This is a genomic window from Paenibacillus sp. FSL H7-0357 (assembly GCF_000758525.1).
Classification (GTDB): Bacteria; Bacillota; Bacilli; order Paenibacillales; family Paenibacillaceae; genus Paenibacillus_AQ.
The window spans coordinates 4561392-4587695 of the sequence record NZ_CP009241.1 but is presented as its reverse complement, the minus strand read 5'-3'; the positions used below and the strand labels follow the sequence as shown (position 1 = coordinate 4587695).

Annotated in this window: 23 protein-coding genes; 17 read left to right on the top strand and 6 right to left on the bottom strand. The window is 49.8% G+C overall.

From position 1 onward, the window contains the following. Positions 1–23: 23 nt before the first annotated feature. The 5 genes from H70357_RS19955 (at position 24) to H70357_RS19935 (ending at position 5108) form a co-directional block, all read left to right on the top strand. A complete protein-coding gene (locus H70357_RS19955; protein WP_341380381.1) occupies positions 24–440 on the top strand; it encodes a YlbF/YmcA family competence regulator in 417 nt (138 codons plus the stop codon). A gap of 138 nt (positions 441–578) precedes the next feature. Continuing rightward, on the top strand, positions 579–1349 hold the full coding sequence (locus tag H70357_RS19950; protein WP_038593164.1) for an NUDIX domain-containing protein: 771 nt from the start codon (positions 579–581) through the stop codon (positions 1347–1349). A gap of 161 nt (positions 1350–1510) precedes the next feature. Continuing rightward, a complete protein-coding gene (locus H70357_RS19945; protein WP_038593161.1) occupies positions 1511–2053 on the top strand; it encodes a cysteine hydrolase family protein in 543 nt (180 codons plus the stop codon). A gap of 53 nt (positions 2054–2106) precedes the next feature. Further along, entirely contained in the window at positions 2107–3558 is a 1452-nt protein-coding gene (locus H70357_RS19940) for a nicotinate phosphoribosyltransferase (protein ID WP_038593158.1), read from the top strand. Between the two features lie 320 nt (positions 3559–3878). Then, positions 3879–5108: a family 8 glycosyl hydrolase gene (locus tag H70357_RS19935; RefSeq protein WP_038593155.1), complete on the top strand. Its 1230-nt coding sequence runs from the start codon at positions 3879–3881 to the stop codon at positions 5106–5108. 106 nt (positions 5109–5214) lie between these two features. Here the strand turns inward: H70357_RS19935 and H70357_RS19930 are convergent, their stop codons facing one another. Beyond that, positions 5215–6669, bottom strand: coding sequence for a DHA2 family efflux MFS transporter permease subunit (locus tag H70357_RS19930; protein ID WP_038593152.1), 1455 nt, complete (start codon positions 6667–6669; stop codon positions 5215–5217). Positions 6670–6792: 123 nt separating this feature from the next. Between H70357_RS19930 and H70357_RS19925 the strand changes: the two genes are divergently transcribed. From H70357_RS19925 to H70357_RS19880, 10 genes are all read left to right on the top strand, one after another. After that, positions 6793–7449: a TetR/AcrR family transcriptional regulator gene (locus H70357_RS19925; protein ID WP_052092147.1), complete on the top strand. Its 657-nt coding sequence runs from the start codon at positions 6793–6795 to the stop codon at positions 7447–7449. Between the two features lie 414 nt (positions 7450–7863). Continuing rightward, positions 7864–8874 carry a 2-oxoacid:acceptor oxidoreductase family protein gene (locus H70357_RS19920; RefSeq protein WP_038600037.1) on the top strand — a complete coding sequence of 337 codons (1011 nt, stop codon included), beginning with the start codon at positions 7864–7866 and terminating at the stop codon, positions 8872–8874. 26 nt (positions 8875–8900) lie between these two features. Next, a complete protein-coding gene (locus H70357_RS19915) occupies positions 8901–11207 on the top strand; it encodes a thiamine pyrophosphate-dependent enzyme (RefSeq protein ID WP_038593149.1) in 2307 nt (768 codons plus the stop codon). A 190-nt stretch (positions 11208–11397) separates the two neighbouring features. Then, positions 11398–13206 (top strand): cache domain-containing sensor histidine kinase, encoded by a 1809-nt coding sequence (locus H70357_RS19910; RefSeq protein WP_052092146.1) that lies wholly within the window; start codon positions 11398–11400, stop codon positions 13204–13206. Then, positions 13178–14692 carry a response regulator transcription factor gene (locus tag H70357_RS19905; protein ID WP_038593146.1) on the top strand — a complete coding sequence of 505 codons (1515 nt, stop codon included), beginning with the start codon at positions 13178–13180 and terminating at the stop codon, positions 14690–14692. Before H70357_RS19910 ends, H70357_RS19905 begins: the two co-directional genes overlap by 29 nt. A gap of 256 nt (positions 14693–14948) precedes the next feature. After that, positions 14949–15920, top strand: coding sequence for an ABC transporter permease (locus H70357_RS19900; RefSeq protein ID WP_038593140.1), 972 nt, complete (start codon positions 14949–14951; stop codon positions 15918–15920). 13 nt (positions 15921–15933) lie between these two features. After that, the gene (locus H70357_RS19895) at positions 15934–16803 is read left to right on the top strand and encodes a carbohydrate ABC transporter permease (protein ID WP_038593138.1); all 870 of its coding nucleotides are present in this window, start codon (positions 15934–15936) and stop codon (positions 16801–16803) included. A 38-nt stretch (positions 16804–16841) separates the two neighbouring features. Beyond that, complete coding sequence (locus tag H70357_RS19890) at positions 16842–18512, top strand: type 2 periplasmic-binding domain-containing protein (RefSeq protein WP_052092145.1); 1671 nt, start codon at positions 16842–16844, stop codon at positions 18510–18512. A gap of 225 nt (positions 18513–18737) precedes the next feature. Continuing rightward, complete coding sequence (locus tag H70357_RS19885) at positions 18738–19340, top strand: DUF1349 domain-containing protein (RefSeq protein ID WP_038593135.1); 603 nt, start codon at positions 18738–18740, stop codon at positions 19338–19340. A gap of 80 nt (positions 19341–19420) precedes the next feature. After that, a complete protein-coding gene (locus H70357_RS19880) occupies positions 19421–19726 on the top strand; it encodes a hypothetical protein (RefSeq protein WP_038593132.1) in 306 nt (101 codons plus the stop codon). Between the two features lie 150 nt (positions 19727–19876). Here the strand turns inward: H70357_RS19880 and H70357_RS19875 are convergent, their stop codons facing one another. From H70357_RS19875 to H70357_RS19855, 5 genes are all read right to left on the bottom strand, one after another. After that, positions 19877–20695 carry an ABC transporter permease gene (locus H70357_RS19875; protein ID WP_038593130.1) on the bottom strand — a complete coding sequence of 273 codons (819 nt, stop codon included), beginning with the start codon at positions 20693–20695 and terminating at the stop codon, positions 19877–19879. Continuing rightward, positions 20692–21711 (bottom strand): ABC transporter ATP-binding protein, encoded by a 1020-nt coding sequence (locus H70357_RS19870; RefSeq protein ID WP_038593127.1) that lies wholly within the window; start codon positions 21709–21711, stop codon positions 20692–20694. The genes H70357_RS19875 and H70357_RS19870 overlap by 4 nt, the downstream gene beginning before the upstream one ends. 22 nt (positions 21712–21733) lie before the next feature. Beyond that, positions 21734–22531, bottom strand: coding sequence for an ABC transporter permease (locus tag H70357_RS19865; RefSeq protein ID WP_038593125.1), 798 nt, complete (start codon positions 22529–22531; stop codon positions 21734–21736). Positions 22532–22562: 31 nt separating this feature from the next. Next, positions 22563–23597, bottom strand: coding sequence for an ArsR/SmtB family transcription factor (locus tag H70357_RS34430; RefSeq protein ID WP_052092144.1), 1035 nt, complete (start codon positions 23595–23597; stop codon positions 22563–22565). 332 nt (positions 23598–23929) lie between these two features. Then, the gene (locus H70357_RS19855; RefSeq protein WP_179091686.1) at positions 23930–24445 is read right to left on the bottom strand and encodes a MogA/MoaB family molybdenum cofactor biosynthesis protein; all 516 of its coding nucleotides are present in this window, start codon (positions 24443–24445) and stop codon (positions 23930–23932) included. A 227-nt stretch (positions 24446–24672) separates the two neighbouring features. Between H70357_RS19855 and H70357_RS19850 the strand changes: the two genes are divergently transcribed. After that, positions 24673–25704 (top strand): CobW family GTP-binding protein, encoded by a 1032-nt coding sequence (locus H70357_RS19850; RefSeq protein WP_038593122.1) that lies wholly within the window; start codon positions 24673–24675, stop codon positions 25702–25704. 93 nt (positions 25705–25797) lie between these two features. Further along, complete coding sequence (locus H70357_RS19845) at positions 25798–26145, top strand: four-helix bundle copper-binding protein (RefSeq protein ID WP_038593119.1); 348 nt, start codon at positions 25798–25800, stop codon at positions 26143–26145. The last annotated feature ends 159 nt before the right edge of the window (positions 26146–26304 follow it).

The following is a 26304-nucleotide window of genomic DNA, read 5'->3' as shown; positions in this document are numbered from 1 at the left end:
AACCGCGTTTGAACGAATACGGCATGCCGACCTACAATACCCGCGATCTGATCGTGCGCGAGGATATTATGGGCAAAGCCAAGGAGCTCGCTTCACTCATTTCGACCAGCGAAGAGGTGCAGCATTTCCAGCAGGCCGAGCAAAAGATTCTGAATCATGAACGGGTGCAGGGACTGATCGCCACGATCAAGAAGAAGCAGAAGGAGATTGTGGCCTTTGAGAGCTTCAAGAATAAAGAGATGGTGGCCAAGATTGAGCGTGAAATTGAAGTGCTGCAGGATGAAATTGACGGCATACCGGTCGTGAACGAATTTCAGCAGAGCCAGAGCGATATTAACTATCTGCTGCAGCTCGTTATTTCTGTAATCCGAGACACCGTGTCGGAAAAAATCAATGTGGAAGCCGGCACTGAAGCGCCTCCGTCCACATGCGGTGATTAAATAAATTTCGGGGGGCGGATGCAGATCCGTCCCTTTTTTCAGCTAGGACATCATAATTAATTGATTTTAGAAGTTCAGGTTTGGTACATTAAAAGATACGAACAGTTAAATTAAAGCTGCAGCAAAGGATGATCTAGAGTGAGCGAGAACGCGGAACAAAACTATAACGCCAAAAAGTACCGTACACCGGACGGAGTTCCGGCCGATATTGTCATGTTTACCCTGACCAAACGGGAACGGAAGACGGTCACGAAGACGCTTCCGCTGCGCGAACTGAAAGTCATGCTGATCCGTCGGAAGAAATGGCCTTGCGAGGGCATGTGGGCCTTGCCGGGTGGCTTCTGCCAGGAAGATGAATCTATATATGATGCAGCCACACGTGAACTGAAGGAAGAAACCGGTGTGGACGGCGGACATTTGGAATACCTTGGTGTCTACAGTACACCAGGCCGGGATCCGCGCGGCTGGATTATCAGCCACGCCTTTTTCGCACTGGTGGAGGAGTGGATGCTGGAGCAGAGACAAGCCTCCGATGACGCGGGTGAGGTAGGGCTGTTTACGCTGCAGGAAGCGCTCGAAGAGCTGGAGCTGGCTTTTGACCACCGTGATATTATTAACGACGCCTATCTGCGGATTCAGCAGCAAATGCTGCAGACGACGATAGCCAGACAGTTTTTACCGCGGCATTTTACGCTGAGCGAGTTGTATCAGGTCATTCAGACCGTAGTGCCGGAATTTAAAGAACCGAACTTTATCCGCAAAATTACGTCAACCCGCAGCCGGCAGGGTATATTAAAGGAAGTAAGCGATGAAGCAGGCAATCCGCTCAGCTCCAACCAATACTCCCAGCGCCCTGCCCAGCTCTATATGTTTACGGACCACGAGCCATTATTATCAATTTATACTTAAAGCAGATACTTACAAAACCAGGCGGATGTTTTCGAAGTGGTTTTGTATGAAGTTATTCAATGGAGTAGATGCTCACCAGACTTAGCGTATGCTTTCGAAGCAGTTTTGTACGAAGCTATTCAATGGAGTAGATGCTCACAAAACTTTTAGGAGGTCACTAAATGAAGGCATTGATCGTGATCGATTTCACCAATGATTTTATTGACGGCAGCCTGCCTGTTGGACAGCCCGGCATAGACATTGCGTCCAGAGTGAACCAGTTGACGGAGCAATTTGTGAAGAGTGGCGATTTCGTGGTGATGGCGGTAGATTTACATGAAGCCAATGATTCCTATCATCCGGAGAGCAAACTGTTTCCACCGCATAATCTGCGCGGCAGCCGGGGGCGTGAGCTGTATGGGGAACTGCATAACGTATATGAAGCGAACCAGAAAGACATCTATTGGATGGACAAAACCCGTTACAGCGCCTTTAGCGGCACGGATTTGGAGCTGAAACTGCGTGAACGCGGGATTGCCGAGCTTCATCTGATAGGGGTATGTACAGATATTTGTGTGCTGCATACTGCAGTGGATGCATATAACAAAGGTTTTGAAATCATCATACACGAAGACGCTGTGGCGAGCTTTAATGCCGATGGGCATGTCTGGGCGCTGGGCCATTTCCGGGGCAGCCTTGGAGCAAAAGTAGTTACTGCAAAATAGAGAAAACTATAGCACCTGCAGATGCAGCAGTGAAGATACTAGGAGATGAGGATTTGAGGAGAGAGCTTGCTCTACATACGGACAAATATCAGATTAATATGATGTACGCCCACTGGGTGAATGGAAGCCATAAACGCAAGGCTGTATTCGAAGCCTATTTCCGCAAGCTTCCCTTCGGGAACGGCTTTGCTGTGTTCGCGGGCCTGGAGCGGATCGCTCAGTACATCAGTGAATTGCGTTTCACTGAGGAAGACATCCGTTACTTGTCTGAGCAGGAGGAGAATTATGCACCTGCTTTTCTGGAGGAGCTGCTGCAGTTTCATTTCCAGGGCAGCATCCATTCCATGAAGGAAGGAGCGCTTGTCTTTCCCGATGAGCCGCTGATTCGTGTGGAAGGAACGATCATGGAGGCTCAGCTTGTGGAGACTGCCATCCTGAACTTCATGAACTATCAGACGCTGATCGCCACCAAAGCTTCCCGTATCAAGCAGGTGGCGCCGGATGATATTCTGCTTGAGTTTGGCACACGGCGTGCTCAGGAAGCCGACGCAGCGGTGTGGGGAGCACGTGCGGCTTATATCGGCGGCTTCCATGCCACCTCCAATATGTTGGCCGGCAAAATGTTCGGCATACCCACGAAGGGCACACATGCCCATTCATGGGTGCAGAGCTTCGCCAGCGAACAGGAGGCGTTTGATGCTTATGCCAAGGTGCTGCCGGATGGCGTTACGCTGCTGGTGGATACATTTGACACGCTGCGCAGCGGTGTGCCGCATGCGATTAACACCGCGAAGAAGCTGGAGGCAGAGGGTAAACGCATGAACGGCATCCGGCTCGACAGCGGAGACTTGGCCTATTTGTCACGCCAGGCACGCAAGATGCTCGATGAAGCCGGACTGCAGTATGTCAAGATCGTCGCTTCCAATGATCTCGATGAGAACACGATCATGAACTTGAAGGCGCAGGGAGCTGCCATAGATACCTGGGGTGTGGGAACACAGCTGATTACGGCATCCGATCAGCCTTCCCTCGGCGGAGTGTACAAGCTGGTGGAGATTGAGTCCCCTTCCGGTGAAATGGTACCGACGATCAAAATCTCCTCCAACCCCGAAAAAGTATCTACGCCGGGCAAGAAGGAAGTGTTCCGGATTGTCGGCACCAATGGCAAGGCGCTGGCCGATTATATCAGCTTCCCTGAAGAAACTGGCCCGCGCAGCGGTGCCCGATTGAAGCTGTTTAATCCGCTGCATCCGTATATGAAGAAGCATGTGGACCGTTACGAGGCGCTGCCGATGCTGGAGCCAATCTACGTCAATGGTTTCCAGGTTTATAAATTACCGGAGCTGAATGAGATCCGCCGCTACCATCAGGAGCAGCTCGACCTGTTCTGGCCTGAGTATCTGCGCATACTCAATCCTGAGGTGTACCGCGTGAATCTCAGCGAGCAGGTGTGGGACCGCAAGCAGCAGCTGATCGCTGAGCATATGCAACAGGATATCGAGTAGAAGAGGCTTTTTAAATAGAATGTGATGGACGAGCTGTCCCCTGCAGGCAATCTGCGGATGGGGGCAGCTTTTTGATTTCGGTATCCAAGACACAATACTGATTGACAGAAAATAACAGGGATAATATATTAAAGATGTTCTTACTTTCATGACGAATTCAGGAAACTGAATTATCTTTTTTGTTGTGAAAGTTAAAACGCTTTAACTTTCACTGCTGCTGCCGGAAAGTTTCATTGATCCATTTGAGAGGGGGGAGCTCTGGTTTCGCCGGTTAATTTTCGCAATTGATTCTTATTCTACTATTGAGGAGTGAATCATTTATGAAAAGACGAGGCAAGCATAAACTTGGCTGGAAAAGCTTCTTGTTACTCTGTCTGGCGCTACTTATCCTGCCGGCTGGTTCCGCATTTGCTGCTGTAAACAAACCTTTCCCTCAGCATACGACTTATACGAGCGGCACAATCAAGCCTAACCATGTCACACAGACAAGTATGGACAACTCGGTAAAAACCAAATGGAATGCCTGGAAAGCGGCTTATCTGAAACCGGCAGGCACAGGAAAATATTACGTAAAATATAATTCGGCTGGCGAAACTGTATCCGAAGCCCATGGCTACGGTATGCTGTTCACGGTACTTATGGGTGGTTATGACAGCAACGCACAGACTTATTTTGACGGACTGTATAATTATTACACCGAACATCCCAGCTCTCTTAATCCTTACCTGATGTCGTGGAAGCAGAACAGCAGCTTTGAGAATATCGAGGGGGAAGATTCTGCTACGGACGGTGATATGGATATCGCCTACTCGCTCCTGCTCGCAGACAAACAGTGGGGCAGCGGCGGCACAGTTAACTATCTGCAGGCAGCCAATCACATTATAAATGCAATTATGGACGATGAAATCAATCAGACGCAGTGGACCATCCGTCTCGGCGATTGGGCGAACAGCGGCTCGTACAATACCGCTACCCGGCCATCGGACTTTATGCTGGGTCATTTAAAGGCATTTCAAGCAGCAACCGGAGATACCCGCTGGCAAAACGTTGCAGATAAAACCTATACGATCATCAACAGCCTGTATACAGGCTATAGCACTACCACCGGTTTGCTGCCCGACTTCGTGGTCTACTCTGGAGGGGTATACAAACCGGCGCCAGCCAACTTCCTTGAAGATGCCAACGACGGGCACTATAACTATAATTCCTGTCGTACCCCATGGCGGATTACAACCGATTACCTGATCTCGGGAGACAACCGAGCCTTATCCCAGCTTAACCAGCTCAACAGCTGGATCAAGACTAAAGTCAGCAATACGCCGGGCAATATTAAGGATGGCTACAAGCTCAATGGGACCACTTTCGGAAGCTACAACAGCGGTGCTTTTTATGCTCCGTTCGGGGTAAGTGCCATGACCTCTTCGGCTAACCAGAGCTGGCTGAATTCACTTTGGAGCCATACGGCAGGCAGCGCAGCGGAAGATTACTATGAAGACAGCATCAAGCTGTTCTCGATGATTGTGATGTCGGGTAACTGGTGGACTTACTAAACCTTTGAGAATTACAGCAATCCTGGCCCATCTCCGGATGGGCTTTTGTAATTTTCAGACCTGGAGATTTATATTCTAACATTCTCTTACATAAGTTTGGCAAAGTTCATATTTGTTTGGACACCGATCTATCCTTACGCGTTGTTAATAGCAGTGCGGGCAAAAATGCGATAATAGCAAATCCAATCAACCACCAGAAGGCAGTATTATATGCCCCTGCAACTGTGTTGACATTGGGTGCGGGGTGAGCTGCAAGTTCATGCTGGATGACTGTTGCCAGAATAGCTGCTCCGAATGCTCCCCCGATGGTCTGGAAAATCCTCAACGAAATACTGGCATGAGGCACTTGTGCTTTGCTTAATCCTACATAGGCTGAAACCATGACCGGAATCAGGAGTCCGTTCAAAGCCGCACCCCGTATCATCAACGATGCTGCCAACAAGAACGGACTGGTTTCGAAGCCGGCTACGGCAAAAGGAAGCGTTGCAGCTATTGTAACCGCCAGACTTAGTATAACAATAAGCCGCGATCCCATGCGATCGGCCAATCCACCTATCCAACCTCGGGTCAACAACATACCGATTCCTTGAGGAATCAACAGGAGTCCGGTAAACAGTACACTTTCACCACGCACCTGCTGATAGTATAATGGCAGGAGGAGCAAGGCTCCGTTCATGATCATGCCTGCAAGAAAGACCGTAACATTCGAAGCGGAGAAAACGCGGGATGTAAACAGACGCAGGTCAAGCAGCGGTGCTTTTTTTGTACGCAAAGCGTAGACGATAAACACAGTCATGAGGGACAGGCCAACCAACAGCGGAACCGCAACTCTGCTACTGTTTAGACCCCCATAAGCACTGATCTGGGATATGCCGTAAATCAGTATGGCAAATGCGGGTGACATCAGCAGGAGACCGATTATGTCGAGGGACTGTTTGTCTGAGGAAGGTTCGTCAGCCGGGATTCCCCGCCACGCCAGCACCAGAGCAATAAGAGTGACCGGAATATTAACATAGAAGATAAAACGCCAGCTCCAGCTATTGATGATAATGCCGCCCAGTACTGGTCCGAGAATCGGACCCAGCACTGTTGGAATGCCGATAATCGACATTATACGACCAAGATTGCGGCCGCCAGCGCTTTGAACAAGCACTGTTTGCAAAGTCGGGATCAAGATTCCCGCACCCGCCCCCTGCAGAAGCCGGAAGCCGATTAGGCTGCCGGGATTCCACGACAGAGAGCATAGAATGGAACCGGCTAAAAATATAACGAGTGAGAACATGTATACCTTTTTGCCGCCAAAACGATTGACAGCCCAGCCTGAAACCGGCACCGTCATACCCATGGCCAGTACATATCCTGTTATAACCCATTGGATGAGCGAGACTGTGCTTTTTAAATCCACTGTAAGTGTATTTATGGCCACATTGACCATTGTCGAGTCAAATAGCGGTGCGAGCGCACCAAACACCAGAATGAGGGTTATCTTAAGTATGACCGGGTCCATTTTTTCTTTCTGAGGCTTATGAGACTTTTGGCTATTTGCAGTATTTCTTACCATATGAAGACTCCTCTCATGAGATAATTAGGTACGGTACGTACCGTACCTAATGTGTATAAGATATATTATACTCACAATAAAAGCAATAAAGAAATGATGAAAACGTGAAAGAAGGGAATCTACATGGATGAAATAAAGAATGACCCTGTGTCTCAACCTAGCCAAGTTACGGGTGATGATGATCAGCTCTCAGGCGCACGCCGCCGTGGTGATATTCTCGAAAATGCGATATTGCAGGCTGCCTGGGATGAACTGGGCGAGGTTGGTTATGCCCTGCTGACGATGGAAAAAATCGCAGCTCGGGCTAAGACCAACAAAACAGCCGTATATCGCCGCTGGCCAAATAAAGCGAAGATTGTTGTGGCAGCTATAATCAAACATGTGCCCAAACCTGAACTTGCCAGTTTCACTCCCGATACCGGCGATCTGCGCAAGGATGTGTTTATCCTGCTTCAAGGAATTGCGAAACCCCTGCAGACGATTGGCGCTGAAACCATGCATGGTCTGATGGTCGAATACCACGGCAAAGATTTAATTTCTTCTTTGCCGGAGTTGATGCGGCCGAGAAGTGAAGACAAGTTGACAGCAGCCATGAAGTCGATTTTGAAAAATGCTGAGAAACGGGGAGAGCTTAGTCTGGAGACAATCAATGCCCGGGTCATTGCGCTTCCCGCTGATTTACTGCGGTATGAAATACTTACAACCCATGAGCCTGTAACGGATGAGACCCTCATAGGGATTGTTGATGATGTTTTTTTGCCGCTTGTTATAGCAAAATAAACAGGGCATAATTTGACGCTTTGAGGTGGAGCAGCTATGAGGCTGCTCTTTTTGTCGTGGGGGGAAGAGTATGCTAACTGTGATATTTATCATGATTAATGTGATAAATTTAACATCTTAATTTTTAATTTTATTGCTAAATTAAGGGTGACCTTGTATCCACAAAAACCTTGGGAAACACGGATTTTTCACACAATTTTCATATATTGTTGCTTGTATGGCAGATTACCTTCTATTAAAGTAACGCCACTCTGTCGCGTATAAAGAAATCATCTAAAATCCATAAATAAATGTGATTCCCAAAGCGTGGAAAATGCAAGATATGTCACTTCGCGACTTGCAAAATCAAGTTACAATCGTTGAAAAAGTCAAAAGGATGTTATTCTACTTGACACTAAGGAAGGGGTTATGTCGGTGGTACAATTACCAAAATTGAACGATCTCGGTTTCTTTGAGATTCGTCTGGAGTCCATTGGAGGGCTGGGAGCGAATCTGGCCGGTAAGATGCTCGCGGAAGCGGGTGTAGTGGGCGCAGGTCTGAACGGCGTCAGTTTTTCGTCTTACGGCTCGGAGAAGAAGGGGTCAGCAGTAAAGGCCCATATCCGTTTCTGTGATTTGGACACACATATCCGCGATACTTCGCCGGTTGAGCGTCCACACGTCGTTGGGGTTTTTCATGAAGCACTAGCCAAAACCGTCAATGTGACAAGCGGCATTTATGAGCACAGTACCGTTCTTGTGAATTCGGCCAAGACGCCGGAGGAGCTGAAAGAGCTGCTCAAGATGAAGGCAGGCACGATCGCGGTGATCGATGCGACAAGCATTGCCCTGAAAGAAAAGAACCGGGTCAATATGGCGATGCTGGGTGCGTTGTTCCGGCTTTGTCCTTTCCTGGATACCGAAACCATGAAGGGCGTAATTGAGAAATCTCTTGGCAAAAAATATCCGCAAGCTGTACAATCGGCAATTACCACCTTTGAACGGGGCTTCAATGAAGTGAAGTTTATGGACTTCGAGCTGCCGGAGGGCGAAAGCATGCCGGAATATGTACGTTCCGACATTTCAGCGCTGGGCTATGAGACCCAGCCGATGGGGGGAACCATCATTAACCCGGGCAGCAGCTTCCTCAAGAATCTGAGTATTTCCCGTTCCGGAATGATTCCTGCATATGAGAATGAATCCTGCATCCACTGTGCACAGTGCGATACTGTTTGCCCCGATCAGTGTTTTGTCTGGGAAGAACGGCTCGACCGCAAAGGCCGCTCGCAAATGTTCCTGCTGGGCATTGACTATCAATATTGCAAGGGCTGCCTGAAATGTGTAGGCGCCTGTCCGACCTCTGCGCTGTCCATTCTGCGTGAGAAGGAAGGCTATGCGGACAGTCACACGGTGCACCATCAATTCGATCTTATATCGCAGTCTTAATCTTCTGAAGAAAGGTGGAATGAACAGTGGCTATTGATTATGAAAAAGAAGTAGGTTCCGCCAAGGTGGAACAGAAATTCCTGTATGAATCAGGAAATGAAATGGCGGCATATGCCGCACATCAGATTAATTACCATGTCATGGGTTATTTCCCGATCTCCCCGTCGACGGAGGTTGCCCAGTTCCTTGATACGATGAAAGCAAGCGGACAGCATGACATTATGCTGGTTCCTTCGGATGGCGAGCACAGCTCGGCAGGGATTTGTTATGGTGCTTCTACAGCAGGCGGACGCGTATTCAACGCGACCAGTGCTCAAGGCTATATGTTCATGCTGGAGCAATTGCCTGTACAAGCCGGTACGCGGATGCCTATGGTCATGAACCTGGTCTGCCGCTCCATTTCTGGTCCGCTGAATATTCATGGCGACCATTCGGATTTGTATTTTGCCCTGAACACCGGCTGGCCGATCCTGATGTGCCGTGATCCGCAGTCCGTCTACGACATGAACCTGATGGCGCTGAAGCTGGCAGAGCATGCCAAGGTCCGCCTTCCGGTTATGGTTGCTTCTGACGGTTATTTCACCTCCCACCAGAAACGCCGTGTGCAGGCTTTCGCCCACCGCGAGGATGTTCAGAAGTTCGTAGGCGAACAGCCGCCAACCGGTTTTACCGATACGTTGGACCGCAACAATCCGGTTACGGTAGGTCCTTATATGAATGAACCGGATTATATCAACAACCGTTACCAGCAATCGGTAGCGATGTACAATGCTGGTGAAGTGTTCGAGGAAATCGCCCAGGAATTTGCTGAGCTGACCGGACGCCATTACCCTATGATTGAGGAATACCGGATGGAGGATGCCGACGTAGCGGTATTCCTGATGAACTCCGCTTCCGAAATTATCAAGGACGTGGTAGATCAGCTTCGCCTGCAAGGCATCAAAGCCGGTGCGATCTCGCCGAATATGATTCGTCCTTTCCCGCAGAAGCAAATTGCCGTAGCGTTGAAGAACGTTAAAGCGATCACTGTCGGGGACCGTGCTGACTCTGTTGGCGGACACGGCGGCAATATGGTCAACGAAATTAAGGCGGCCCTGTTCACTTACGGCAACACCACTACCAAGGTAATCAGCCGCATTTATGGACTGGGTGGTAAGGATTTCTTCGCTGAAGATGGACATCATTTCTTCCAGCTCGCCATGGACGCTGTGGTCGCGGATCGCGTAGAAGTGCCGTTCGATTATTATGGACATAATCCTGGTGAAGCGGAAAAAGCTCCGAAACGTTTGCTGAAACCGATGAATTTCGAGTCGCTCAAGACCGGCCTGATTACAGTGAAGCAGGATGAAGTGACCGGCAAGCTGAGTGTGAAGGTGCCTCCGGTCCGTAGCCTGATGAAGAAGCCTAGACGGTTGTCACCGGGTCACGGTGCTTGTCCAGGCTGCGGTATTTTCTCGGGCCTCGAGCTATTCTTCAAAGGGATTGAAGGAGATATCGTAGCTCTCTACCACACGGGCTGCGCAATGGTAACCACAACAGGTTATCCGTACTCCTCCCACAAATCGACGTTTATTCATAACCTCTTCCAGAACGGTGCAGCTACGCTGTCCGGTGTCGTGGAAATGTTCTGGGAACGCAAACGCCGCGGCGAGCTGGATGGACTGGGCCTGCAAGAGGACTTTACCTTTGTCATGGTTACCGGCGATGGCGGGATGGATATCGGTATGGGACCGGCCATCGGTGCAGCGCTGCGCGGCCACAAGATGATCATCGTGGAGTACGATAACGAAGGTTATATGAATACAGGCGCACAGCAATCGTATTCTACACCGCTCGGACACCGTACTTCGACATCCAGCATCGGGAAAACCCAGCAGGGCAAAGTAACACAGCATAAAGACACCGCGCAAATTATGGCGGCTACGAACATTCCTTATGTGTTCACCGGCTGTGAGGCTTACCCGCAGGATCTGCTGAAGAAAGCGGCCAAAGCACAATGGTATGCTCAGAATGAAGGTCTGGTCTATGGCAAGATTCTGATTGCCTGCCCGCTGAACTGGATGTCCGAAGACAAGGATGGAACCGACATCGTATCCCTGGCTGTCGAGTCTTGTTTCTTCCCGCTCTACGAAGTAGAGCAAGGAGCGACGAATATTACGTACAATCCGGAAGACAAGAATAAACGGGTAGAGGTCTCGGTTTGGCTGAAGACGATGGGCAAAACCCGCCATCTGCTGAAGCCTGAGAACGAGCCTGCGCTGCGCAGCTTCGAGAACGAAGTACAACGCCGCTGGAACCGCCTGAAAGCGAAACATGAGCATCCAGACTTGTAAACAATGTTAAGCCAAGGAGTTTACGTCCAGTCAAAGTCAATATGAGGGTATAGACAGTCCTATAATCATCTCCCAAGATGGTTATGGGACTGTTCTTTTATTTTTTGTTAAATGTAATTGAAACAGACGACAGCAGTGCGTTAAGATGGCAGTATTCTCTCGGAATTCATTTTTGAGGAGGTTCAGTCGTTTGTTTTGTAACCGCTTTAAATTTAGCACCAAGCTGATAGCCGCGTTGTCGGTGGCGACACTTATCATCTCGGGTATAACCGGACTGATTACATACAAGGTGCATCTCTCACTGTTCAATCAGGAGATCAGCCGCCAATACAGACAGACCACAAAACAGGTGCTGGCCCGGCTTGATTCCCGGGTCAAGGACATGTACAGGATTACAGACTATATCACACTTAATCCTTCGGTGAAAACAGCGATTCTTAATCAGACGGCAGGGGCAACTTCTTTTGAAAGAATGCAGGTTGAGAGAGTATTGGATGAACAGTTATACCAGGTCCGGCTAGACGCTCCGGAAATGATAGGTATGCGAATCTATGATCTCAAGGGTAATATTATGAACCTGGGAACTTTATCCGGTTCTTTCCAGCGTCTGGACCCAACCTGCTTGGAAGACATGATAGACAGGCTGGAAGGAACCGCTGGGGAATATGTCTGGAGCCGGGTCAAACTTGATCCCGGGAGCCAGTTGGAACCTTCAAATTGGGTAATGGCGGGCAGATTGATGCGTTCCGTTGATCTGGAGACCTATGGAATGATGCTTATACTGTTTAATACCTCCTTATTTGAGTCTCATCTTAAAGATTTGCGCGTGCATGAGGATGCGAATGCTTATCTGTTCGATGGTGACGGTAAGCTGCTGTATTCATTGAACGGGGACGCGGAATCTGTTCCGGATTTGCCGGAACTGGGCACTGATGCGAATCTGATCCAGAACGAGGGCGGAATCTCCTATTTATATACGAATCAAGTAGCGGACAAGGTGAATTTCTCGCTGGTGAGCAAGGTTTCGCTTGAACAGATCCAAAGCCGGAGTAAAGTGATTTTACAAGTGGCCATTATTTCCGCCCTGGCTAGTCTCTTCTGTTCCTGGTTAATCATCACCGTAATCAGCAGAAGGCTGCTCCGCCCGCTGGGAAGCCTTGTGCAAGGAATGAGGCGGGTGCGTGAAGGGAAGTTCGACACCCGGGTCAGCATCAGGACACGTGATGAGCTGGCTTTTATTGGGGACAGCTTTAACCGGATGACTTCCCGGATAGAAACGTTGATACATGAAGTCTATGAACGGGAGATCAGTGAGAAGGAAGCGGAGCTGAAAGCTATTCAGGCACAGCTTAACCCCCATTTTCTGTACAATACATTAGGTATGTTTTTTTGGAAGTTCTATATGCACGGCGATGAGAATTCAGCGCAACTTGTCAATAATTTGTCGGAGATGCTGCAGTATACGTTGGAGCCGGTACAGCATTTGACGACCTTGCATGATGAAATCAAACAGATTAACAACTACCTTGAAATTCAGAAGGCGCGTTATCAGGAGGCGCTCTCAACAGAGATTGATCTTCCGGACGAGCTGTTGAACTGCCAGGTTATCCGTCTGCTGCTTCAACCCATTGTGGAAAATGTGTTTGTGCATGCTTTTCGTAACAAAAAAAACGACCGCCGCCTAACGATCAGCGGATATCGGATGCTGGCGGCCGAAGAAAATCCGGAGCAGCTGGTTCTGGAAATCGCCGACAACGGCAGCGGCATGGAACAAGCTCTGATCCGGAGCATTTTGGAGTTGCCAGGCATCGCGGACGATGGCGGCCGGCATATCGGCACCAGGAGCGTCATCCGCCGCATTGAATTGGTGTATGGCGCTCCTTACGGCGTGGATATTCACTCAGCAATAGGGAAGGGGACGCTGGTACGCCTGCGTCTTCCATATCATTCTGCGGGAGGGGAGAACGGATATGATCGGAAAGCTGCTCGTCGTGGATGACGAAGCTTGGTTCCGCGAAGGGCTGATGAAGTTGATCAGCACCAATGAGCTGGGATGGGAAGTAGTCGGCGAAGCGGCAGACGGGGAGGAAGCTCTGGCTGCAATGGAGCTGTGCACGCCCGATTTGGTCATTACGGATATTAATATGCCTGTTATGGATGGTCTTTCGTTGACAGAAAGGCTCTCGGACAGCAATCCAAACGTCATGGTGATTATTCTGACCGGTTACCGGGAATTTGAGTACGCACAGCGGGCGGTCCGGTACGGTGCAGTCGAGTTTCTTCTGAAACCGTTTTCTCTGGATGAAGTTTACCGCGTACTGCGCAAGGCCTATGAGAAGTTCCGCCTGAACATGCTGGAAAAAAAGGTCCGGCTAAAAGAACGGCAGATCAATCTGTTCCGGGCGGCTCTCTACGGATGCCCCCACGACCTTGAGGCGGGGGAGGCCTGCAGCAGGGAGTGGGCAGGCTTCTCCTTCTGTATTCTAAGAGTCCAAAGCTATTATCCGCATGAGAAAACTTATACGCTGCGGGATGTAGGACTTCTGCATTATGCGGTATCCAACATTATTGCGGAGTTGATGGTGAGGCATGGTGTGCGGGGAATTTGGTTTCCATTGAGGAGTGAAGAGTTTGCCTTCCTGCTGGAGCCGGGACCGGTTGCCGCCGCTTATCAATCGACAGTTCGGAGCACGGTAAGCCGCTATACTGGTATTCAGGTCTGCTGGCTGGATGGAGGGATTCTCCGGCAGCTTGACGGCTTGGCGGCAAAATACCAAAAAATCGGAATAACAGCCGGCGGGGAAACTCCCCCCGACGGGATGAATCCGCAGCGCTCCTACCCGTTCAAGGAAGAATTGTTGTCCTTGTTGATCACAAGCAACCTGCAGGGGGTAAGGGAAAGGATAACAGCTTATCTTCAAAAAGCATCAATCATGGACCTTCAGTCCGGAAAAACGGAGGTCTACACGATGATGACCGCTTTCTCGGATATTCTAATGGATGACTTCAGGCATCTGAAAGCTGCCGGATATGAAGCCCTGGATCCCGGAGCGATCCTGATGCTTCGCTCAGTGCCCGAGCTTATGGAATGGGCCGAGGGCAAGGGCAGGGATTTCATCGCCTTATTCGCACAGTGGCTGCAGGAGAAGCAGGATAATGTCGTCTTACGGGCCAAGCAATACATTGACTCTCATTACCGCGGGGTATGCACGCTGCAGACAGTGGCCGGGCATGTGCATGTGACACCGAATTACCTCAGTAACCTGTTTAAAAAGGAGACAGGCATAGGATTTACCAGCTATGTTAGCCAGCTGCGGATTGAGCGGGCAAAATCGCTTTTGGCTGGAACTAAACTAAGGATGCTGGAAATTGCCGAGGAGAGCGGATTTGATAATTCCAGTTATTTCACGACCGTTTTTAAACAGCTTACCGGGAAATCGCCCAGCGAATACCGCAAACAAACAGGTGAAGGTTTGATTGATTAAAGTATAAAGGACTCCAGACAATAACATCCAAAACTCAGCCATTGGCTGGGTTTTTTTGGGATGCAAGAGATTGAATATTTCTGTAATCAATCCGTTTTATATTTCTCAAATAATGAGGTACACCTCGTTCAGAGGACGGCAGATTGTTCTACTTGTGTAGAATTTCAATAAATCATCGGTAAATATCAAATGATTGCGTTTGCAGATGTCACTAGAATAGATTACAGATGGATACAGCCTTGAGAGGAGAGAAGAGATGAAGGCAGCACGCACAGTGAGAGGCCCGGTATTCCGGCCGGGAGATAAGGTCGCGAAGCACAGAACAAGACAGCAAGCGTTAAGACGGTTCAAATCAAATATTCCCCTGCTGATCATGTTTGTGCCCGTCATATTATTTTATGTGATTTTTCGGTACGCGCCAATCGGAGGGTTGGTTCTTGCGTTCAAAGATTACAATTTTTACGATGGAGTTTTGAACAGCCCGTGGGTGGGATTTCAGCATTTTCAAACTTTGTTTCAGGATTCTAGAACACTTGAGATTATTCGAAACACTGTGGGTTTGAGTTTGTTGAGCGTTGTATTCGGATTTCCCATTCCGATTATTTTGGCAATTATGCTTAACGAGGTAAGGAATATGGGATTCAAACGTACAATTCAGACGATTGTCTATATGCCGCATTTTCTCTCGTGGGTCATCATTGCCATGATGGTCACGACAGTCTTCTCTATGGAGCATGGGATAGTCAACAATCTGGTGGAAAAGATCTACGGTGAACCTTTTGCCTTCATGTACAGCAAAGGCTCTTGGATCGCGATATTTGTCGGCTCCGGCATATGGAAGGATATGGGGTTTAATGCCATCATTTTTCTGGCGGCCTTAACAACCATTGACCCGAGCCTCTACGAGGCCGCAGGGATGGACGGAGCAAGCAAGCTGCGCCAGATCTGGCATGTAACCATTCCGGGCATCCGGCCGACCATTATCCTGTTGCTGATCCTGTCGATGGGGCGTGTCATGGAAGTGGGCTTTGACCAGGTCTACATGCTCCAGAATTCAAACGTTAACCAGATCGCGGATGTAATCAGCACATACATTTACCGGACCGGTCTGCAGGGCGCCCAATTCAGTCTGACCACCGCCATGGGGCTGTTCGAATCGCTGGTTGCGTTCCTCCTGATTTTCAGTGCGAATTATATCGCCCGCAAATTTAACGAAGGATTATGGTGAGGAGGGGATAGCTGTGAAAGATACAAGAGGTGAACAAGTTTTTTATACGCTCAACTATATTGTCCTGTCCCTGATTGCCTTAAGCTGTATACTGCCGCTGCTGAATGTCACAGCATTATCTCTCAGTGGTGCTAATGCTGTGATGGCGGGACGTGTAGGACTGTGGCCAGTCGACTTCAGCTTATTCTCTTTCGAGAGCCTGTTCAAGGGAACGCCGATTGTGCGTTCATTCTGGAACAGTGTGGAGATTACATTGATCGGTACTGCGCTCAGTATGGCTGTAACAATCATGGCTGCATATCCGCTTTCCAGAAAACAATTCTACAGCAGAAGATTTTTCACCATGGCTATGGTATTTACAATGATTTTTAACGGCGGTCTGATTCCGACTTATCTGGTTGTCCAAAAGCTCGGCTTGGTCAACAGCTACGGAGCATTATGGCTGCCTGGACTGGTCAGTACGTACAACATGCTTATTATGCGTTCTTCATTTGAGAATTTACCGAAGGAAGTGGACGAAGCGGCACGAATTGATGGATGCAGTGAGCTGGGGCTGCTATTCCGGATTGTCCTCCCGCTGTCCAAACCGATGCTGGCTACGCTGGCCTTATTTTATGGAGTGGGCTATTGGAATTCATTTATGAGCGTGATGATTTATATCAACGACACTGTCAAATTCAATATGACGGTACTGGTCCAGAATATGATCAAGTCTACTTCGCTGGTCCAGGATTTCTCCGATCCTACGATGGTTTCCAACCTGACACCTGAGGGTGTAAGATCAGCGGCGGTCATTGTTATGATTGTTCCGATATTGGCCGTATATCCATTTCTGCAGAAATACTTTGTGAAAGGTGTAATGCTTGGCTCCATTAAAGGCTGAGTGTTGTTATAAATTCCATAAGAAAGAGGGGCTTATGTATGGCTGACGGATTCAAGAAATGGATGAAAGGTTTGATGGTTGGGGCATTGGGAGCTGGACTACTGGCCGGATGTTCCGGCGGTAATGGCGGAGAGGCAGACGGCAAGCAAGCGAAGGTGGAAAGTGGGGAAAAACGGGGCAATATTTCATCTACCATCTATGACCGGGGAGCAGTACCCAGCGGTATGGGGACGATCGAAGATAACATGTGGTCAAAGTGGATCAACGAAAACGGCCCAGCGAATGTGAAGTTTACCGCAGTCCCGCGCTGGGAATCACAGTCCAAGCTCAATGTGCTGCTTGCATCGGGAAGTGCACCGGATTTAATTTTTGAGTTCGGCACCAGTATCCGCAATACGCTGTTTGATCAGAAGCAGCTTCTGCCGCTCGACGATCTGATTGAAAATACCAGTGTCGAATATAAGGCGCTGCTTGTGAAATATCCGGAATTAAGAAAAGCCGGTACCAAGACGGATGGCAAATTGTATGAAGTAGGGCGCATAAATGAGGTATATCCATTAATGAGCTTCTTCATTCGTGAGGACTGGCTGAACAAGCTTGGACTCCAGCCTCCGGCAACCGAAGAAGAGATGATTGAGGTGGCCAAGGCATTTACCGATCAGGACCCGGACGGTAATGGCAAGAAGGATACGTATGGGATCGGCGGCCTGCAGTTTGGAGACACAGCGGGGCTGTTCCGCTATATGTTTAACGCTAACTGGGTGAATGTGGATAAAAATAATGATATCGTCGTGGGGCTTAACAATATGAAAGAATCTACTGCGTTTAAGCGCAGCCTCTATGAAGCGGGAGTGGTGGACAAGGATTTTCTGACGGATAAGGATGGCTCTAAAACCAAACAGGATTTCCTGAATGGGAAAATAGGCATGTATGCCTTTATGACCGGCGATTACACTGGCTTTGCAGCTAAGGAGCTGGATACGCTGACGCAGAATGTTCCAGGTGCAAAACTTAAAGTGATACCGCTACCTACTACGAGTGTAGGACAGTATACGATGGTATGGAACAATCCGGTTCAAATGACGGCTGTGGTGAATGCGAGAGCAAAAGACCCGGAGGCAGTCATGAAATATATAGATTTTATGACTAAAACCGAGACTGGACGAACGTTTAAAAACGGTTTCGAAGGCACTCATTATAAAGTAGAAGCCGATGGCCGGATGGTGATTACCGATCAGGAGAAATACAAAAATGAAGTGAGCTGGGCGAGTGACTATGCAATGCTTTACAGCCGTCTTGAGGAAGGCAAGGCCGGGTATACAGAGAGTCTGTTTAATGAGGATATTCCGGTACAACAAGAAGGGCTGCGCCTGTTCAGAGAGGCCCGCGATGTCTACATGAACCATTTGCAGGTAGGTGAAGGCCTCACCCATTCCGAGCATATGCCGCAGCTGCCCAAAGGGTTGCAGGTGAAATTCAACAATGTCACTACTGAGGTAAACGATATTTTCACCCGGTCCATTATCAGCGGCAGCAAATATACCGTCGAACAAGCAGCGGCGGATGCGCAAAAGAAGTGGGAAAACGGAGGCGGCAAGGAAATAGAAGACTGGTACAAGGAATGGTGGGGCAAGGAAAAAGATAATGTTCTGGTATGGAGCGATTTCTATAAGATTTACGAACAGCAACAGGCAGACTACAAGAAATAAGGGCTTGAACAGGCGGATAACATTGGGCAAGACCCAAAAGCCAGTAGTTAACCAACGTCGTTCCTGCATAAATTAGGTATTATTTTGCCACCACACCCGGCTTAATTTCAGCGCACAGCATTTATAAGCTTCATACCGCCGCAATGTTAGGTTATATTGTTGTTATGGTAATTTGTGCCTAGCAAGTTAATGGCTGATGTGAAAACGGAAAGTGGAGGTGCCTAAATGGTAAAGACGAACAACTGGCAGGATGGGATATGGACCAATGAACCGAAGAGCTGTACTGTACAGGGCGATCAATTGATTGTCGAAGCAGTAGAGGGCAGCGATTATTGGCAAAAAACGATGTATGAATTTCAGCATGACAACGGGCATGCACTGCTGGTTCCATGGAAAGATGGAGAAGCGGTTGAAATCAGCTTTTCATTGCAGGGCATCACAGAACTATACGATCAGGCGGGAATTATGCTGTGGCATAGCCCTACAGTCTGGATTAAAGCAGGCATAGAGATGAATGATGGCGTGCCTCATGCCGGTGCAGTTGTAACTGACGGATACTCCGACTGGTCGTTGTCTCCCGTGGCAGAATGGGCCGGAGAGACCGTAACTTTCCGCGCTTCGCGCATGAAGGATGCAGTTATCATCAGAGCCAGAACGCAGTCGCATCCCTGGCGGACCCTGCGGGTCGCCCGTTTTCCTTATGAGTCCGGTGTACAGGCAGGTCCTCACGTCTGCGCTCCTACAAGAGCGGGATTAAAGGTTGTCTTCACACGCTGGATTACCACGGATCCCGATAAGGATGTACATACGGATCCCCCGCTGCTCTAATCCTGCTGTATATTTTTTGAACCCCCAGCCATCCTATAGTTAACAGGATCTAAGAATACTTGGCTTAGGGGGTATCGGATATGAAGCGCTATATTACTGGATGGCTTGCTGCCGTTTGGACTGTAGGAACTGTGCTGACAGGCGCTAACCAGCCTTCACAACATGATGCAGATCAATCATTCACCATCCGGGCAGAGCTAAGAGGCAATATTCCGGACGTATATGGAGCGGTCGCACCAGGAGAAACGTCTGTGACAGAATCAGAAACGGGCAACAAAGCCGGAATTCCAATTGTGTACACCTCGATGGATAAAGAGAGGGGCAAATATTCTAAAAAGGTAAAAGCGTTCTTTAACGGACTTTGGGGACATATGGGTGCCCATTGAATCTGTGGTGAAATGCAATAAACCTCAAACTGAGGAAGATCCCGCAACGCATAGAAACAGGCCAGCCCGATTCCCGGCTGGCCTGTTTCTATCTGTATTTCTTGTGTATGAGGTGAGCTAAACACTATCACGTGTAATGCTTCGATAGTATCAAAATAAAGTCCAGTTGCCTTTCATTCTGGCATGTCTTTCTGCCCGGTACAGTGTGTAGCGGGTGCAGCCGATCAGCGCGAGGCTGCCGATAATCAGGATGACGAGCGACCACCACCAGCCTGTGCCGATGTCGTTATATAGTGCCCCGCGCACCAGAATCAAGCTGTAGGTGACCGGGAACAGTGCAGATAATCCTGTAGCCCAGGCCGGAAAGACCGCAGGCGGTATGCGCACGCCCCCGAACAGCTGCATCGGTGCCTGGAAGATATAGTACAGAAACGAAGATTCCCTGGAGAACAAGGATACCGCGCAGAGCAAGGCTCCCCAGACTATGGCCGCTGCCAGCGTTACCAGGAGGACCATCAGCAGCGCGAGCCAGTTTACAGAGGACATATCCGCTACAAAGATGAAGGTGAGCAGTGAAAAGGAGGCGAACATCCAGATGCCGTGAAGCAGAGAATACAGAGAACGCCCGTACAGAAAACCCATCTTCGAGGACGGGGTCAGGAAGACGGTCTCCACCGTTCCGCCTTTGCGCTCCAATTCGAACAGCCATGCTGATTCTACCGCTGTCCAGAACAGCTGAAAGACCAGATAACCGCTCAGCAAAAATAGGGGGATTCTGCCATCAGGGATAACCTGCGAGAGCATGGAACCCTCTCCGCTGCGATAAGGCTTCATCGAATAATAGGAAGTCAAAAAGGCGAGTGCCGGCCAAAACAGCAGGGAGAAAAACACAGTCCGGCCCTTCGTACGGTTCTGGTGCTGCTTGCGCAGCTCAGCTGCAACCGTCAGCCATAAACCACCGGGCCTCATGACACCCTTCCTTCCGAGAGCAAAATGATCGCATCCTCCAGATTGGGCTTGTCGCAGGAAAAACCGGTGATCACCAGACCGTTTGCTGCGGTCCAAGGCAGCAGCTCCGTAATCAGCCTGTCGGCGGAAGGGGTCTGCACGGAGATGCGGTAGAAGGCATCGCTCCCAAATGAGGATTCATCGCTTCGGCAGCTGCCCGCAAGCTCTGCCGGATGGCCCAGCTGGCCCAGATGCTCCAGCAGTTGCGGGCGCATGGCTTCATCCCAACCGGTGACATCGAGATGGGCGGTCTGCGATCCGGCAACCTGCCGGACAATCGCCTCCGGCCTGTCGCACAGCAGCAGCTCTCCGCGATTCAGTACATACACCCGGTCACAGAGCTCTTCAACCTCCTGCAAATAATGGCTGGTCAGGAGGATGCCTTTGCCTTGCTCTTTGGCAAGCTGCCGCACAGTGCCGCGCAGCTGCCTGGCAATAGGCGCATCCAGCCCGAGTGTCGGCTCATCGAGAAATAAATATTGCGGGTCATTGATTAGACCGCGGGCAATCTGCAGGCGCTGCTTCATTCCTTTGGAATATTGCTCCACAGGCTGGTCTGCGGCTTCAGTCAGGCCGACTTCAGCAAGCAGTCGATCACTTTCCACACGAATTTTGGAAGCACTGAGACCGTATAATTTGCCGAAATATTGCAGGTTTTCTCTTCCTGTGAGTCTCCAGTAGAGCATCCGTTCTCCACCGGCTATCATGTTGACCTTCTGCTGCACATCACGCCGGTTTCCGGCCAAAGAGACGCCGTCAATCTGAATATCCCCTGAGGTGGGATCAAGCAGGGTGGATAACATGCGGATGGTTGTCGTTTTGCCAGCACCATTCAGTCCCAGCAATCCGACAATTTCCCCTTTATCAATGTTCAGCGACAGGTTTTTAACGGCAGTCACTCTCTTTAGCTCGGAGCGGAATAAGCCGGTTCTGTTCCTTGTTTCGTACGTTTTGGTAACCTCATTCATTTGAATCATTTGCTATTCACTCCTTCACTGGCTAAAATCGCTCAAACATTCCACGCTCCACGCGCCGGTTGCACCATAAGCCTACTGCGATGTAAAGGAACGACAGCAGCAGGACCAGGGGAACATCACTCAGTCCAACTTCCTCCCCGGTAAGCAGACTGCTGCGCAGAAGCTCAAGTGCAGAGGTCAGCGGAAAAATCTCGGCTGCCTGCTGCAGATAACCGGGCAAATATTGCCGCGGGAACTGAAATCCGCAGAGAAGCGTAGTTACCGCAAAAAAAGTGTTTTGTACGATGTATGTATCTCTTGTGTACAGCATGATGCTTCCCAGCACCAGAGCCATCGCATAGCAGGACAGCAAGAAAAGCAGTCCGCTGGTCAATACCGACAGCAGATGGGGGGTGGGGAGCCGAAGGCCTGCCAGATATCCGAACAACAGGATCGTGACCAGTTCAAAACCGCTGCGGTACAGCTGCTGGGCGGCGTTGCCCAGAAAATATCCGTTCCGTCTGGAGGGGGAGAGCAGCAGCGCTTCCAGGGTTCCTTCCCGCCATTCTGTCATCAGCGCGCGGGAGACATTCATGATCATGCTGGTGGAGAAAATGCTTAGTGCCCCTCCGATGATTACATAGGCCAGGTAGTTGCTGCTGCCTGCAAAAACAGAGAACTGTGCATCCAGTTCGCCCCGGATCAAATAGTAATACGAGAAATAAGAAATTAGGACAAGATAGCCTCCTTCAATAATATGACCGAAGGTAAAGGTCCAGGGGTAAGCTCTCAGATTGGATCTCTGGTTCCTGACTGCGGTTGCGATTGCGGTTTGCCACACAAAGAAACAACTCCTTTTTCAGTAATCGGCGTTATTGTTCGAAAAACTGCCTTTGCAAGTTGATCAGACTGTCAAAGGCTTCCTTGTTGCAGAAGTAGAACAAGTAATTGCCTTTCCGCTCGGAACCCGCCAGTCCGGCCTCAACCAGTTGCTTCAACTGCTTCGATACAGCCGCTTCTGAGATGCCGAGAAGCGGGGCCAGTTGTTTCGTGCAATGCGGAGCCTGCCACAGCAGCTTTAGAATTCGCAGGCGGCTTCCATCACCGAGCGCCTTCAACTGGCGCAGCAGATCCTCCGGAGGTGCTTCGCTGTAAGGCAGGCCGGGAATATCCACGGCCAGCGGAAGGGTCAGTGTATCCTCGCTCCAGTCCATTAGCAGATGCGGGTGGATGAAGGTTGAAGGCAATACATACACCTGCTGCAGACGATCATAGGGGAAATAGTAGGTGACTGCCTTCTGGGCGGTAAAGGTTCCGCTCCCGGCGAGCAGGCGCGGGTGCAGCGAATTCAGTGCCTTTTCGGCCGAGCGGATTACATCTGCCTGAAACTGTGTGGCGGCTGTGCTGATCCACGGGGCGATGTAATCCCATTCCTTGCGGAAATACTCCCTCTCGTAGGTCTCCAGCACAGCAAGCAGCAGGTGGCGGACGTCTTTCAGATTCTTCAGCAGATACAGCCCGGCTTCATCCGGCTGTTCTCCGTGAGGGTTTGTTAACCTGCCCTGCTGCCATTCAAGAATCGTTCCAAGCGAGACCTTGCTGTTCAGCAAAAGGTGCATAAATTCTGCATCGGGCAGACTCTTGAGCAGTGCGATGCCTTCTGAGCATGTCAAGGAGGAGCCGGGACGAACTGGTGTCATCAGGGACAGCCATCCGTCCGATATCCTCCCGATAGTCTGAATCTCCTCGCACAACGAGTGCGGCATTTGCGCTGTAAGTTCCCTGGCCCAATGCAGCCGTTTCGGATGATGCTGAGGTTGATGCAGCACATGCAGACTGCACAGCAGTTCATGATACGGACTGATGACGGTTTTGATCTTGCGTTGCAAGGTTAAGAGTGAGCTCATCTCGTTCCTTTCCGATTAACCATTTGGTTAATCAAAAACCACTTTCGCGTAAAGTGTTCAATATTATAAATTTCACAGCCCCGGTTGTCAATGGATTTTTCCACAGCTGAAAAAGGCGAAAGAACACCGCGTGAATACCGTGCACGCATTGTTCTTTCACCTTTGAGGGCAGCATTATTATGATTTGGAAGAGCTGTTATCGCTTCTTGCCGCGCATGGAGCCGGAGATAGTGCACATCTCATCTCTGACAGAGTAAGTGTAAATATGGGATTGCTCATTTGTCCATGCTCCAGTAAATATGGGCATTCCATTACTCTGTCCTATATTCCAGTTACGGCTGTTTATATATTTCACGCATGACATGGCGCAGCTCGGGAATAATCAGCCGTTCCATGGCCAGCTTAATTGCACCGGTGGAACCGGGCATGGAGAAGATAGCCGTGTTGCCGATCGTCCCGGCTATAGCCCGACTGAGGATCGCAGCGGAGCCGATATCTTCCGTGAAGCTCAGCAGCCGGAAAATCTCACCGAAGCCCGGCAGCGACTTGTCAAGCAGGGAAGCGACGGCTTCGTAAGTGGTATCCCGCGGTGAAATCCCTGTTCCCCCGGTCAGCAGTACAGCTTCGATGCCGGAGTGCACGGAGCTTTTGTAGACCAGCTCGCGGATATCTTCGTAATCGTCCTTGACGATGTCGCGGCCTGTGACTACAAATCCAGCCTCTTTAAGCATAGATTCTATCAGGGCGCCTCCGGTGTCGGTCTCCAGGGTACGCGTGTCCGAGACCGTTATAATATGGCAGGCCACCGTTTGGGGCGCTTCACGCCGGTGTTCCTCTACAGATGACATGCAGACCAACTCCTTCATCATTCATTATGGCGGACAGCTGTCCAACGAGACGGCATGGGCTCAGCCTAATCCTTCTTTACCCCATATTAGGGGAAGGATTAGTCAAAGACAAGCTGCGGCCTTGACCGAAGTCGAAATCCCCCGCTCGACTCCGGCCTCCTTGCGTGCATATGGGCACTTGTAGTACACTCGCTACCATAACGGAATTTTGTTGGGAGAGATGAAACTTGGAACAGGCATTGCCAGTTTACATATTGTCAGGATTTCTGGGGAGCGGCAAGACGACTCTGCTGCAAAGGCTGCTGGATCACTGGAAGACACAGGGACTCAGACCGGCAGTTATCATGAACGAGCTTGGCGAGGTGAACCTCGACGGGCTGCTGGTCGAACAATCCGTACCGATGGCAGAAATGCTGGGTGGCTGCATCTGCTGCACAAGCCGCGGTGATCTCAGTACGGAACTGACTACGCTGGTAAAGAAAGAATCACCCGATGTTGTTATCATTGAAGCGACAGGTGCGGCGAACCCGCTGGAAATCGTAGATGCCGTTACCGAAACCTCGCTGTACCAGCTGGTGGAGCTTAAAGGGCTGATTACCGTTGTGGATACCGCACATTTGCTGGAGCTGTACCGTTCCCAGCAGGGCGCTACCTACAGGCTGATGCAGGAGCAGATCCGCTGCGCGTCCGTGCTGATACTGAACAAAACCGACCGCGTAACCACAGAGGAAGCGGAAGAGATATCCGCTGTGCTGCGCAAATGGAACGCCTACGCCCAGATCATGCCTGCGGTGCGCTGTGAATTGGATCCGGAAGTGCTGCTTGGCAGCGTCGGCGGAGTTCATTCGGAGGCCCGTCCAGAGGAGGATGCAGAGGATGAAGCAGCCGGTCCGGCGGTCGGCGGTTTGAATACGGAGAATGGGGGAGAATCCCATCATACCCATGACCATGTAATGGCATATACCCATTATTTTAAACGTGCAGTGAACAGTGAGGAGTTCGAGCAGTTCGTTAAGGAGCTTCCACGGGATGTTTACCGGGCTAAGGGGATCGTAACTTTTAATGACACTGCGAGCCGCTTTCTGTTCCAATATGCCTACAGGGAAGCCGATTTCATGAAAATAACTCCTCAGGGCGATGTCCCTGATGTTGCTGTATTTATCGGTGAACACTTCTCATCAAGCGAGCTGCGCAGCAGGCTGCTTCAGTTGGAGAAACGTACATTGATCCGGCCGGGTACAGTGAAGAGGAGCCTTTAATCAAGCTTCCTTTGACAGGGGAATTGGTTCGTTCCTTTTCTTGCAGGTTAATAGATAGGCATACCCTATAATAATTGCAGGAGGTTTTAGGCTATGACCCGAATTCAATATCAGGAGTGCATTGACGCTTGTATAAAATGTATGAACGCCTGTAACTACAGCTATGTCTCAAGCCTGAAAGAATATGATCTAGCATCACTGCGGGAGAGCATCCGGCTTGACCGGGAATGCGCGGACATTTGTTCCTTCGCCGTTCAGGCAATGACCCGCCAAAGTCCATTTGTAGCGGAAATCCTTCGCTTATGTGCTGAAATCTGCGAACGTTGTGCCGACGAGAGCAGCAGACATGAGCATACTCATTGCCAGGAATGCATCGATTCCTGCCGCAATGCCGCATTAGCTTGCCGTCTAATCAGCGATGTCGTTGAGGTATACGCGTAAATTTAAAATTGCTGTTTTGCAGCAGACTATACAAGACCAGACCAACGCAGTAATTATACTGAGGGTTCTGGTTTTTTTGTATAGAATGGCTCCTCAATCTGTTCTTTCTCAAAGGAATTTAGTGCAGTTCCGGCGAATTATAGAGTGGAAGAACCAGTT